The organism is Deinococcus puniceus (assembly GCF_001644565.1).
In the GTDB taxonomy this organism is placed as follows: Bacteria; Deinococcota; Deinococci; order Deinococcales; family Deinococcaceae; genus Deinococcus; species Deinococcus puniceus.
In genome coordinates, this window is the sequence record NZ_CP011387.1 from 1,773,842 (window position 1) to 1,786,335 (window position 12,494).

Annotated in this window: 13 protein-coding genes; 3 read left to right on the forward strand and 10 right to left on the reverse strand. The window is 61.0% G+C overall.

Annotated elements, in window-relative coordinates; all coding sequences use genetic code 11:
• Nucleotides 1-11: 11 nt before the first annotated feature.
• On the reverse strand, nt 12-1,301 hold the full coding sequence (locus tag SU48_RS08085) for a 3-isopropylmalate dehydratase large subunit (RefSeq protein ID WP_064014806.1): 1,290 nt from the start codon (nt 1,299-1,301) through the stop codon (nt 12-14).
• Between the two features lie 358 nt (nt 1,302-1,659).
• Between SU48_RS08085 and SU48_RS08090 the strand changes: the two genes are divergently transcribed.
• The gene (locus SU48_RS08090; RefSeq protein WP_064014807.1) at nt 1,660-4,362 is read left to right on the forward strand and encodes a hypothetical protein; all 2,703 of its coding nucleotides are present in this window, start codon (nt 1,660-1,662) and stop codon (nt 4,360-4,362) included.
• 58 nt (nt 4,363-4,420) lie between these two features.
• Here the strand turns inward: SU48_RS08090 and SU48_RS08095 are convergent, their stop codons facing one another.
• The 6 genes from SU48_RS08095 to SU48_RS08120 form a co-directional block, all read right to left on the reverse strand.
• Nucleotides 4,421-5,290 (reverse strand): MBL fold metallo-hydrolase, encoded by an 870-nt coding sequence (locus SU48_RS08095; protein ID WP_064014808.1) that lies wholly within the window; start codon nt 5,288-5,290, stop codon nt 4,421-4,423.
• A 126-nt stretch (nt 5,291-5,416) separates the two neighbouring features.
• Nucleotides 5,417-6,223, reverse strand: coding sequence for a tryptophan synthase subunit alpha (gene trpA / locus SU48_RS08100; protein WP_064014809.1), 807 nt, complete (start codon nt 6,221-6,223; stop codon nt 5,417-5,419).
• Entirely contained in the window at nt 6,220-7,524 is a 1,305-nt protein-coding gene (gene trpB, locus SU48_RS08105; protein WP_064014810.1) for a tryptophan synthase subunit beta, read from the reverse strand. The genes trpA and trpB overlap by 4 nt, the downstream gene beginning before the upstream one ends.
• A gap of 88 nt (nt 7,525-7,612) precedes the next feature.
• On the reverse strand, nt 7,613-8,497 hold the full coding sequence (gluQRS, locus tag SU48_RS08110; protein ID WP_064014811.1) for a tRNA glutamyl-Q(34) synthetase GluQRS: 885 nt from the start codon (nt 8,495-8,497) through the stop codon (nt 7,613-7,615).
• Between the two features lie 36 nt (nt 8,498-8,533).
• On the reverse strand, nt 8,534-8,818 hold the full coding sequence (locus tag SU48_RS08115) for a hypothetical protein (RefSeq protein ID WP_064014812.1): 285 nt from the start codon (nt 8,816-8,818) through the stop codon (nt 8,534-8,536).
• A 28-nt stretch (nt 8,819-8,846) separates the two neighbouring features.
• A complete protein-coding gene (locus SU48_RS08120; protein ID WP_064014813.1) occupies nt 8,847-9,488 on the reverse strand; it encodes a ParA family protein in 642 nt (213 codons plus the stop codon).
• A gap of 204 nt (nt 9,489-9,692) precedes the next feature.
• On the opposite strand from SU48_RS08120, the gene SU48_RS08125 reads away from it, so the two are divergent.
• Together SU48_RS08125 and SU48_RS08130 are read left to right on the forward strand one after the other, a co-directional pair.
• Nucleotides 9,693-9,962 carry a hypothetical protein gene (locus SU48_RS08125; RefSeq protein WP_064014814.1) on the forward strand — a complete coding sequence of 90 codons (270 nt, stop codon included), beginning with the start codon at nt 9,693-9,695 and terminating at the stop codon, nt 9,960-9,962.
• Between the two features lie 229 nt (nt 9,963-10,191).
• Nucleotides 10,192-11,061: a PIG-L deacetylase family protein gene (locus tag SU48_RS08130; RefSeq protein WP_064014815.1), complete on the forward strand. Its 870-nt coding sequence runs from the start codon at nt 10,192-10,194 to the stop codon at nt 11,059-11,061.
• A gap of 227 nt (nt 11,062-11,288) precedes the next feature.
• On the opposite strand, the gene SU48_RS08135 is transcribed toward SU48_RS08130, so the two are convergent.
• Genes SU48_RS08135 through SU48_RS08145 form a run of 3 tightly spaced genes read right to left on the reverse strand, consistent with a single transcriptional unit; the run spans nt 11,289 to nt 12,294 of the window.
• Nucleotides 11,289-11,609 (reverse strand): roadblock/LC7 domain-containing protein, encoded by a 321-nt coding sequence (locus tag SU48_RS08135; RefSeq protein WP_064014816.1) that lies wholly within the window; start codon nt 11,607-11,609, stop codon nt 11,289-11,291.
• Nucleotides 11,606-11,947, reverse strand: a complete 342-nt coding sequence (locus SU48_RS08140) for a roadblock/LC7 domain-containing protein (RefSeq protein WP_064014817.1) — start codon at nt 11,945-11,947, stop codon at nt 11,606-11,608. Before SU48_RS08140 ends, SU48_RS08135 begins: the two co-directional genes overlap by 4 nt.
• Nucleotides 11,944-12,294, reverse strand: a complete 351-nt coding sequence (locus SU48_RS08145) for a roadblock/LC7 domain-containing protein (RefSeq protein ID WP_064014818.1) — start codon at nt 12,292-12,294, stop codon at nt 11,944-11,946. The genes SU48_RS08140 and SU48_RS08145 overlap by 4 nt, the downstream gene beginning before the upstream one ends.
• Nucleotides 12,295-12,494 lie beyond the last annotated feature (200 nt).

The following is a 12,494-nucleotide window of genomic DNA, read 5'->3' on the forward strand; positions in this document are numbered from 1 at the left end:
GGCCTCCACGCTCAGTCTGCCGCGTTGCTGCCGTCGGCGTTGTAGGCGCGGGGATCAGCTATGAATCCGGCCACGGCACTGGCGGCCACCGTCGCGGGACTCGCCAAATAAATCTGCGCGGTGGGGTCGCCCATGCGCCCGACGAAGTTGCGGTTGGTCGAGCTGATACACACGTCGTCTGGCCCCAGAACGCCGGAGTGCATCCCGAGGCAGGCGCCGCAACTGGGGTAGCTGACGCTCGCGCCTGCGTCCACAAAAATTTCCATCAGCCCTTCTTGCGCGGCCTGTTTCCAGATGGCCTGCGTGGCGGGAACCACGATCATCTGCACGCCTTCGGCCACTTTGCGGCCCTTGAGGATGCGGGCCACGTCGCGCAGGTCGCCGATGCGTCCGTTGGTGCAACTGCCCACGTAAGCGTGTGTGACGGCAATCTTGTCGCTGCCCGCCACGCGCCCGTTACTGGGAATGTGGGGGTAGGCGACGGTGGGTTCAACTTTGCTGGCGTCGATGTCGATGACAACTTTGTAATTGGCGTCGGGGTCGGAGGTGTATTCGGTGTAGGTGCCGGCTTCTATGCCGCGTGCCGACAGATAGGCGCGCGTGGTGTCGTCCACGGCCACGATCCCGGTTTTGCCGCCTGCCTCAATCGCCATATTGGTCAGCGTAAAACGGCCTTCCATATCAAGACGGTCAATCGTGTCGCCCACCCATTCCATCACCATATAGTTCGCGCCGTCGGCCCCGATGCGCTTGATGACTTCCAGCACGATGTCTTTGGGGGTCACGCCGGGTTGAATTTCTCCGGTCACGCGGATCAGCATGGTTTCGGGAATCTTGAACCACACGCGGCCCGCGTAGATGGCCCCAGCCAAATCGGTGCTGCCCACACCCGTAGCAAACATGCCCAGTGCGCCCGCGTTGCAGGTATGAGAATCGCCGCTGACCAGCGTTTGCCCCGGCTTGACCAGCCCAGTATTTTCCAGTACCACATGGGCAATACCGCCGCGCCCCACATCATAAAAATGCTCAATGCCCTTTTCTTTGACCCAAGACTTCAGCTTTTGGTACATCTTGGCGGCCTTGATATTCATGGCGGGCACGCTGTGGTCAGGAATGGCGACTATCTTGCTGGGGTCGAACACTTTGTCCATGCCGCGTTCTTCCAGCATTCGCAGGGCGGCGGGCGTGGTGATCTCGTGGCACAGCACCCAGTCGGTGGTGCATTCGGTCAGTTGACCCGGTACGACGTGCGCGTGTCCACTGTGAGCCGCCAGAATCTTTTCCGAAATCGTCATTCCCATATGTCTTCCCCCAAGTGGTGGTGCTGTGTCTGCGGTGCTGCGGGTACTGCCCGTGATGTTTGCCTAGGTGCACAAAAGACCCCCGGAACGGTGAGGTTTCCGGGGGCAACAGGTGAACGCAAGGGCCAGCGCTCAACGCCCCCAGCGAAGAAGAAGCCCCAAGTGGGCGGCCCCGTCTCTCGTCAGTGCGCTCGGCATGGCCTGAGTGTACCGCCGCGCCGGGGCTGGGGCAAGGCAGGTGGGATAGACGGCTTGGGCCACAGCCCTTCTAATCAATCTGACGACGCCTTAACCGTTGTTAAGAAGCCTCAATCTTGCACACGCCTTGCTCATCTGCACGTTAGAATCCTGAGTGAATATGAAGATTCTTACTCATTTGAAATTGTCGGGCGCGATGCTGGGTCTGACCGTTCTGCTGACGGCCTGCCCCGGCGTGACCCCTCCAGTCACCACGTTTGACCTCACGGTTGCTTTGGCTGGCGTGTCTTCTGCGCCTGTGACGGTCATCAACACGACTACTGGCGCAGAGCTGTTTAAAGGCACGCTGGACGCCAGCAAAACCTTTGCAGGCCTCACAGCCAACGACGTGCTGAAGATAGAAGGCGGCAACGTTGCTGGCTACACCACACCCGCTGCCCAAACGGTGACGTTGGATGCCAGCAAAACGGTGACGCTGACGTATGTCAAGCCCACGCCCGCCCCTACCTACGACCTGACAGTCAACCTGAGCGGTGTCTCCAGCGCACCCGTAACGGTCACCAACACGGCCACCAACGCAGAAGTCTTCAAGGGGACACTGAACGCCAGCAAAACCTTTACGGGCCTTCCCGCAAATAGTGTGCTTAAAGTTGAGGGGGGCGCAGTGGCCGATTATGCCGCTCCCGCCGCCCAAACAGTGACGCTGGATGCCAGCAAGTATGTATCGCTGACCTACACGGCATTGGCAGGAGCGGCGTTGGAGGCGGCACGAGTCGTGGGCACGATTCCGGGCTGGACTGCTGGCGCGGGCAAAATTGGTTTCTTCATGACCAATGCACGGGCAACTGTTGACGGCACCCCCAATACGATCTCTGCAAGTGGGTCTCTGAATGCCGCCCTTCCAACCCCTACTACTTTGAGACTTTTCTTGTCTGGTTGTACGCTCTCTGCTGGAACCACTGGAGGTGATTTTCAATCGGAGTTTGCCAATCCTTCTGCTTACAGTGCAGCCGGAGACTTTTTGGGTGGACTCACTGAAACCACAACCGCAGGCGTTCCCGTCACGCGGGTGTATGCCCAAACCGCCACCACTCTCAAAGGGATCGCCATGTGCGGCAGTGCTAACCGCCTCGATCTAGACCTCACCGTCAGCGTGGGCTGGAATGCCCTGAGCATTGTCCGAACTGACGCAGGTGGTGTGGCGACCTTCACGATTAGAAACGTCCCTAGCGATGCAAGGATTCAACTTGGTTTTGTGCCAGCGCTGCCCTCTGTCAGGCTAAACCCCACTGATTACAGCACAGTCGTCTTGGGGGCGGGAACCTCAGTCACACGGGAAATCACTTTCACTCCCACCGGGACCGTCTCAGGTTCTATTGACCTCAGCACCAGCGTTCCAGGCGTCAAAGTTACTCCTAGCACTATCAATCTCAGCGGTACTAGTTCACTCTCAGCTCAATCGGCCCAGGGGTCGAGCTTGATTCAACAAGCGTTGAAGCCACAGGCGCTGACCACCACTGTGACCTTCAGCCTGACGGATCAGGCAACAGATTATTCCGGGCCGCTTGCATTGATCGCTTCTCAAGGCGGAACTGAATTGGGCAGGACTCAATTGCCCGCTAGCATTCGTCTTCCTTCTGTCAACGTTTATGTCGCCAATGTTATGACTGGTGTCGATGCCTATCAAGGCGGCAGCGCCTCTGTCTCTGTCAACGTCAGCCCGCAGGAAGGTTTTAGCGGAAATGTCACGCTTAACCTGACTGGTCTGCCTGCGGGTGTCACGGCCTCTCCTGTCACGGTCAACGTGAATGCCAACGCGACCACCACTGTTGCTATTCCTATGCAAGTGGCGGCAGACGCCCCATTAGGGATCACTCAAGTCAAAGTAACAGGCGATAAAGTTCCTGTTAACAACAATGGCATGCCCAATGTGTTCCAGTTGTCGATCAAGCCTGCCCGGACTTCATTGGGTACATTGGCCTATAACACTCTTGCCCCGGCAAGCAACGGAGTTTGGGTCATCAGTGGTTACAACTATGCCAACGGCGGATTTCAGGCCACTTTGCGCCGGATTGCCAATGGACAAAATGTGAAAGAGGTGACATTAGGCGATGTTTCCAACTTCTTGTTGGCAATACCGGGCGGAGATGTCTACGCTATAGGAACCGACTTCCGTAACAGCAACATTATTTACCGTGTCAAGGATGACGGCACCTCTAGCGCCCTAACGACAACGACGACCGCAGGCATGAGCAATGGTGTGGTAGACGATCAGGGACGAATCTGGTTTGTCGCCACTTTAGACGGTAGCACCGGCGCGTCCACTTATGGATTGTTTCAATGGAATCCAGTTACAGGGGCACGAACGCTGGTAGACGGCAGCCGGACTTACACCCCCAATAATCGGCTCGTCGTCAGTAACAACGGACTGTATGTCTTGTACGGGCCTGAATACAACGGCACCCCGATCCTTATCAATACCTCCACGTCAGTCGCCAGTCCTGTTGCCAATCCTTCAGGCAATAGCATTGACAGCGCAGCAGTTTCCAATACCGGGCAAGTCTGGTACTCCAGCAATGGTGGTCTCACTCGCATCAACAGCGACGGCACAGCAACGACATTTACCGTGAGTGGCGGTTCTGTCTCGCGGATCACCGGCTTCGACCAGAACAACGCCAACACTTTATGGGCCACTGGGTACAATAGCAGCATCAAAGTAGATGCTGTATCCGGCACCACAAGTCTGATCCCTACTGACAGTATCGAGAGGAGTGTTGTCAATACCAAGGGTGGGGTGTCGATCCTCGCCAGCGGACGTCCTACGGGTAGTGGCTTAGAGTACTTCTTAAGCGTCCTGCCTTAAATCTGATCTATTTTTAAAAGAATGCCCCGCCTACTAAATTGGCGGGGCATTCTTCTTCCTACTCCGCCGCCACCAACTCAAACCCGCCCTTTTTGCCTTCTACCAACTTTGCAAACGCCACATCGGGATCGTGCGGCGTGCAGATCAGTGCGCCTGCTTCGTACCACTGGGGCAGATACTTGCGCTTGTGCTCCAGCGTGGTCACGGGGTACAGGTCATAGCCCGTGATGTACGGATAGGGCGCGTGGGCCAGTGTAGGCAGCATATCGGCGGTGTACACGAGCGTTTGGCCGCCACTGCGGAGAACTACCGCCTGTTGCCCCAGATTATGCCCCGGCACCGGCAGCACGCTCAGGCCCGGCAGAAGCTCTTGCTCGCCGTCTACAGCGTCGAAGAGTCCCGCGTCTAGGATGGGCTGAAAGGTTTCGGGAATGTAGCTGGCGCGGTTGCGCTCGTGGGTGTGCGTGGCTTCCTGCAACTCGGCGGCCTGCACCACGTAGCGGGCGTTGGGAAATGTTGGATCGCCCAAGAGCGTGGTATTGCGTCCGGCATGGTCAAAATGCAGGTGTGTATTGATGACGGTGTGAATGTCGTCCGGCGTCAGGCCCACTTCTTCCAGCCCCCGAAACAGCGTCTCATCGCGGTCTAGGGCATAGATTGTTTCGAACTTCTCGTCGCCGCCGTCCCAAAAGCCAGTTTCGACTAGGATGTTGCGGCCACCCAAGCGGATCAGCAGCGGATTGATTCTTAGGCGAATCCGGTTCAGATGATCGGCAGGGGCGCGGCGTTCCCACAGCACCTTGGGCACGTTGCCGAACATCGCGCCGCCGTCTAGCCCGAATTGGCCGTCTGTCAGGGAATACACGTCAGCTTCACCAACGCGGCGATGTTGAGTCCAAGTGGAACGGGCAGAACTGGGGAGAGACATAGCTATAGGGTAAGTGGTGAGTGGGCGGTGGTGAGTGGGAAACCCAAAACCAAAGCCTGAAGCTCCAGCCTTTCCCTCTTCGCCCACTGCCCACTCACCACTTACCCCCTACGGTTTTGAAGCCACTTACAGCTTTCTGCACCCTTCGGCAATCTCCGCTGCCAATGCTCCGACATCCTGCCCGTCCCGCACGGCATTGATGAAGGCGCTGCCTACCACCACCCCGTCAGCCTGCTGGGCCACTTGCGAGGCGGTAGCGGCGTCTTTCACACCGAAGCCCACGGCAATCGGCACATGAGCAAACTGGCGGGCGAGGGCGAGCATGGCAGGCACTTCATTCAGCGCCGCTCCCTCGCGGGTTCCGGTGACCCCCGTGACGCTCACGGCGTACAGGAATCCGGTGCAGGCTTCAGCCACGAGGCGCACGCGGGCCGGAGTGCTGGTGGGCGCGATCAAGAACGTGACCGCGAGGCCGTATTCTTCTGCCAGCGCCGCGATTTCTATGTCTTGGTCAGGCGGCAGATCGGGCAAGATGAGGCCATCTACGCCTGCTGCTTGTGCCAGCCGCATAAATTCACGCGGGCCGACGGCGTAGATGGGATTCACGTAAGTCATGATGACGATGGGTTTGTCGTGCCGCACGCGCAAATCGGCCACCAGTTGCAGGGTACGCCGGGTACTCGTGCCGCCGTCCAGCGCCTTCTCACTGGCCCGCTGGATGGTGGGGCCGTCTCCGAGGGGGTCGGAATAGGGAATGCCCACTTCCAGCAAGTCGGCCCGCGAAAGCAGGGCGTCGGCTACGGCGGGGAACTCGGCGGCGCTGGGGTATCCGGCGGTCATGAAGGGGATGAAAGCGGCGCGGCCCTGCGCCTGAGCTTCGGCAAAAGCGGCGTGGATGCGGGCGGCTCCGCGTGTCTGGGAGACGGCAGTCATGCGATGACCTCGACTTTTTCAGCAACAGCGACATGCGCGTCATGCTTTTCGGTGTTCAACTTCTCCAAATCTAGGAGGCGCATCACTTCCGACACGTCCTTGTCGCCGCGCCCGCTGAGGTTGACCACGATGATTCCGTCCGGCCCAAGTTCGCGGGCCAGTTCGACGGCGTGATAGATGGCGTGGGCGCTCTCCAGCGCAGGCAGAATGCCTTCCAGACGGGTCAGCAGGCTCAGGGCTTCCAACGCCTGCGCGTCGGTCACGGGCACGTATTCGGCCAGCCCGGTTTCGGAATAAAAGCAGTGTTCCGGCCCGATGCCGGGGTAATCCAGCCCCGCGCTGATGGAGTGCGGCGGCACGATTTGGCCTTCATCGTCGTTCAGCAGATACATCAGAGAGCCGTGCAGCACGCCCACACGCCCGCCTGCCACCGACGCGGCGTGCTTGCCCGTATGCACGCCTTCTCCGGCGGCTTCCGTGCCAATCAGGCGGGGGCGCTGGTGGGCGGGCAGATAGGCATAGGGCGCAAAAATACCGATGGCGTTGGAGCCGCCGCCCACGCAGGCCACGATGGCGTCGGGGGCTTGGCGGCCTTCCAGCGCCTCAAGCTGCACCTTCGTTTCCTCACCGATGATGCTCTGGAAATCGCGCACCATCGCGGGGTAGGGGTGCGGCCCCACCACGCTGCCTAAGATGTAAAAGGTGTCCCGCACGTTGGTGACCCAATCCCGAATGGCCTCGTTGGTGGCGTCCTTCAGGGTCTTGGTGCCGCTGGTCACCTCGCGCACTTCTGCACCCAAGAGCTTCATGCGGAACACGTTCAGTTCTTGGCGGCGAATATCTTCCGCGCCCATGTACACCACGCAGTCCAGCCCCAACAAAGCGGCGGCGGTGGCACTGGCGACGCCGTGTTGCCCCGCACCTGTTTCGGCCACCACGCGCTTTTTGCCCATTCGCACGGCCAGTAAGCCCTGTGCCAAGCAGTTATTAATTTTGTGTGCGCCCGTGTAATTAAAATCCTCGCGCTTGAGGTAAATCTTGGCCCCACCCGCGTAATCGGTGAGGCGCTGCGCCAAGTACAGCGGGCTGGGACGGCCCACGAATTCACGCAGCAATCGGTCAAGTTCATTCAGGAAACTGGGGTCTTTTTTGGCGTTGCGGTAGGCCTCTTCCAGTTCGTCCAGCGCCGGAATCAGCGTTTCTGGCACGTAGCGGCCACCAAAACGGCCAAAGCGCCCACGCGGGTCAGGCTGCGGATAATCGGGCAGCAGCAGCGTCAGATCGGACAGCTTGAGGGTCATGGCAAAATGCTAGCCCCCCAGACCTAACGGGCGTTCGGGAAACTTAGACAACTGGTCTAGATTGGGGGTACTTGATGGGGGGGGTAGGCTAGGGCTGAAGCTGCTCCAGCTTAGAACGCCAGAGCATCAGAAGCTCGTCTAGCGCGACTTCGGGCGGCAACGGCTGAGGCCAGAAGCCGTGCCCCAACGAATGAGCGACGGCCGATAGCACCCTCCCTGCATCCTCTCCCCTTTCACGTAGCGCCATCACAGGCGGCGCTCCCCCGCGTTTGGCGAGGCGTTCCCCGGCGTAATCGGTCATCAGAGGAACGTGTAAATACCGGGGCTGCGGATAGCCCAACGCCCGCTGAAGCGCGATCTGACGGGGCGTCGCCGTCCAGAGGTCTAGGCCGCGCAGCACGTCGGTCACGCCCATCGCGGCGTCGTCCACCACCACCGCCAGATGGTAGGCAAATACGCCGTCGTTGCGCCTCAGCACGATGTCTCCAACCTCGGTGGGCAACTGCTGGCAGAGGGTCTGGCGGGTCAGGAAGTCGCTGGCGCACACGGTTTGGTCTGAGGCCTTCCAGCGCAGGGCGGCGGGCCGGGCTGGGTCAGCCTGCTTGCCCCGGCAAATGCCCGGATACACCGCTTCTATGCCGTGTGGAGCGCCCGCGCTGTCCTGAATGGCCGCCTCTATTTCGCGGCGGGTGCAAGTGCAGCGGTAAGAATCCAGCCGCGCCACTGCTTCCGCATACAAATCCAGCCGCTCGGATTGCAGATATTCCTCATCCCAGTCGAGGCCCAGCCACTCCAGATCGCGGCGGGTAGCGTCGTAGGCCCAGCCGCGTACCCGGCTGCCGTCCAAATCCTCGAAGCGCAGGATGTGCTTCCCCCCGGCAGACCGGGTATGCAGCCACGCCAGTAGCGCGGTGCGGGCATTGCCCAGATGCATCCCGCCTGTCGGACTTGGGGCGTAGCGGCCAACACTCATCCGGGTAGGGTAGCGCAGGGCGACGGCGTCCGAGAATCAGGTTCGCTCGCGCAGCCAGCGCAGCAGCAGGTCTTCTACCAATTCGCTGACGCTCTCGCCGCCGCCGCGTTTGACCTCGCGCCACACGGCCCGCACGGTTTCCTTGCGGACATACACGGCTTCCACCCGCTCGGCGGTTTCACCCTTGCGCGGTGCGGCGGCTTCGGGCAGTGCGGCAGGGGCGGGCGGTGCAACAGGCGCAGCACGGGCGGCAGTTTTGGCCTGCTTTGCCGCTTTCTTGCTGCCCTTGCCCGCTTCTTTCAGGTAGTCGAACCGGGCCATTATCTGGCTCCCGCCACCGCAGCGGCACTCATAGCACCTCGCGCGATAACGCCAGCATGTCTTCCCAAGCGGTGTCGGCACGGGGATCGCGCACGTCGCGGGCCAGCGTGCCCAATTCGGCGGCCCTCTGGTACGCGGCGTAGGCCCGCACCAGCGTATTGCACACGGTTGCCCCGGCCTCGCGCAAGTCCTCGCGGGCTTCTTCTCCGGCTCGGCCCACGGGCGGTACGCGGGTCAGCACCACACGCGCTCTGCGGGCGGCATCGGCGTCACTCTGAAGGAAATCCATCAGTTCCAGCGTGGCTTCCAACTCCAGCGCCGAGGTTCCACTGGGCACCAAAATCAAGTCGGCGCGGTCTGCGAGTTGACGCAGTTCCTTGCGTTTGGGACGGCCTTCCGTGTCAATGACGACGGCGTCCAGCGCGGCCAGTTTCTTGGGTTTCACGTCGTCGGCCTCGTACACGGCGAACGGCAGGCCCGCGCCGCCCACCCCTGAGCCACCCAGATTCATTCCCCGCGCTGCCCAGCGAATGCTGCTGCCCACGCGGGGGTCTTCGTCGATCAGGGCCACTTTCAGTCCTCGTTCGGCCAACGCTCCGGCCAGATGCACGGCCAGCGTGCTTTTGCCCACGCCGCCTTTTTCACTTGTGACGGCTAACACTTTTGGCATAGCGCTAGCGTATCAGAGGGCGTGTAGGGTTGCGTCAGGCAGGGTGAGGGTCAGTCTTTCTAGCTTGAAAGGTGAACCCACGTTGCTGGCGAGAGGCTGAGTTGCTGGGCGAACCCCCCCGTTGCTCACGCAACGCCCCCCCTTTGAGGGGAGGACAACAGCTTTTGGACGTTGCTCAGCGTTACGAGAACCAATAATAGACAGATGTCCGACTCACCCTTCACCCCCGAAGACCGCCTGACCCGATTGTTGGCCGCCGAACCGTATTGGACGGCGCGGGCCATGCAGGAACAGGGCAGCCGCTTTTATGCCGCGCTGGGGCAGGCGCTCGATGCCGCCGATCTGCGGAACCGCCGCCTGCTGTACGTCACTTGGCCGGAAGAGTTCTGGGACTTTTACGAACGCGGTTTGCTTTTGGCGGCGGCTGAAGCAGAGTCTTTAGGCACAGAATCTTTGGGAACCGAATCCCGCTGACCGATCAGGGCCAGCCACGCCTGCCGCCCCACTTCCCATACAGCACGGCGGGCTGAGGCAGGGCGGAAATCGGGCGCACGCTTGGGCCTTTGCCGTTTGCCCGCCACAGGCTGCCCGATCAGCGCCAGAACAATTTGTTGCAGCACTGTCCAGAGGGCTTGCAGAGCCGCTTTCATGCGTTTAGCTTAGCTGACGATCTGGGCGAGTCTGGCCCGCTAGACTGCCGCCCATGACTGCCGAGCCGATCTCCAATGACACGCACACTGCACCCAACACCCAGCCCACCATTTTGGCTGTGTTCGCCCACCCCGACGACGAGGCCTTCAGCGTAGGCGGAACCCTGACCCACTACGCAAGGAAGGGGGTTCGCGTGGTGCTGGCCTGTGCCACACGCGGCGAAGCGGGCAAAATCACGGTGCCGGGCATGACGGTGGATGATCTCGGCGTGCAGCGCGAGCAGGAACTCCGGGAAGCTTGCAAGGCGCTGGAAATCGAGCCGCCCATCTTTCTCGATTATCACGATTCGGGCCGCCACGAACGCACGCGCACCGATGACCCCCTTGCCATGCTGAACGTCAATCCGCTGGATGTCGAAACCAAATTGCGGGCGTTGATCGCCGACCTTCGCCCCCAAGTGATCCTGACCTTCGACCCACACGGCGGCTACGGCCACGTCGATCATTTACAGATTCACCGGGCCACCAGCGCGGCGTTTTTCAGCACCGGGCACCTGCCGGGGGGCGGGCCACAGCGCCTGTATTTCACAGCCCTCACCCTAGAGGCCGCCCAGATGGTGTCGCAGTTGGGCCAAGACCTCGACCCCCTGATCTATGGTGTGGACGCCAGCACCATCGCCGTCACCATGAACGTGGCCCCCTATGCCGAGAACAAAAAGGCCGCCCTCGCCGCACACGGCACCCAAATGGGCGCAGAGAGTCTGGTGGGCCGCATGAAGCCCGAGGAACGGGAAGCGATGGAAGTGGGCATGCTGGGCAACGAAAACTTCAGCATCGGCGGCACGCGAACCGGGTTGCCTGCCTTCCCCTTGCGCGGGTTGTTCGACGGACTGGCAGGCTTTGAAGCGGTGGACGGGGAATAATCTGGGACTAAGAAGAGTTTCAACTATGCTGCTGTTGCCCTCTCCATTTGCGGGACTCGTACAGCTACGCAGCAGGGGGGCCACCAACGGCAAACCCGCCTCAGATCAAGGACTCTTTTTGATTCCGGATGAGACGCGCCTAGTGAGCCGACACAATCTAGAACCAAAAAGCTGTGGACTACGGGCCTTGACACCCCTAGTCCACAGCTTGAATTCTTGGTGACGAACTAGATCTGGCCCAACAATCGGCGCACGGCGAAGCGGATTCGGCCTAGGCTAGCAACGTCATCGAAAGCGGCCAGCAAAATCTGATCGCCCACCGGAGTCAGCAGCACGGGGCCACCGTCGACGTCGAGGAGCAGGTCGTTCCATTCGCCGCTGCCCTGCGTGGCTTGCAGGCTGGCAATCACGGCGCGGCCTGCGGCCACCAAATTCAGGTCAGCGTCGGCTTCGGGGCCACGCGGCCCGGCGGCGGTCACGATCTCGCCTTGTGCATTCACCAACAGGGCGTGACGCACACCGCGCGTTTCCATCAGGGCTTCGATCATGCGTCGTCCACCTTGGGCAAATCGGTGAGGTCGAGGGCGAGGCGGGCCAAGGCTTGCTGGGCGGCGCGGGTGTCGCTGCCGCGCAACATGGCCGCGCCCAGCACGAATTCACCGCTGGAGAGCGCGACCACTTCAACTCGCTCACTGGTAAAGGCCATGCGGGTCACTTCTCCGGCCCCGAGGCGGCGGCCCGTGCGGTCTAGACTGGCCCGCAGCGAGGCGAGTTCAGCGGCGAGGGCGTCGCCTGCTTCGCCGTACATTTCTATAGGAAGGCCGTCTGGGCCGACCAAAGCGCTGGCGACCACACCGGGAATAGCGTGCAGGGGTTCAAGTTTCACAAGAAGCCTTCCAGTTTGCGGGCGGTGTCCCGGCCATACAGCCGCGCCTGACCCAGATTGCTACGGCCATCGAGGGCCAGCAGCAAAAAGAAATCGGCGTTGATGGGATGCAGGTACACGCTGAGGCGTTCGCCGCGCAGGTACAGTTCGCGGGTCTGGCCTCCGTTGAGGGTTTGGCTGTAGGCGGCGCTGGCGGTGCGGAGCAGTCCGGCATGTTCGGCCACCAGTAAATTCAGGTCTGCGGTGGTCGCGGTGTGGCCTTCCACCAACAGCCCGTCCAGACCGCCGATGGCCGCAGCCCACGCGCCGTCTACATCGGTCACAAGTTGCGAGAGGTGAGTCAGCATCTGCGGGCCATGATATGCCGGAAATGACCAGAGGCGAGGCGAAACCTCACACGGCGGGGGCAGGGATGGGGGAAGCGCGGCGGGGGTAGGGGTGGTCGGAGAGCGGTTTGGGGCAGAAAACTACCCCAAGTTGACGGCGGGATTTAAGAGCGGGATTCATAAAGCCACAACAAAACTGGGTTTATCACCAGTTCCGTGTT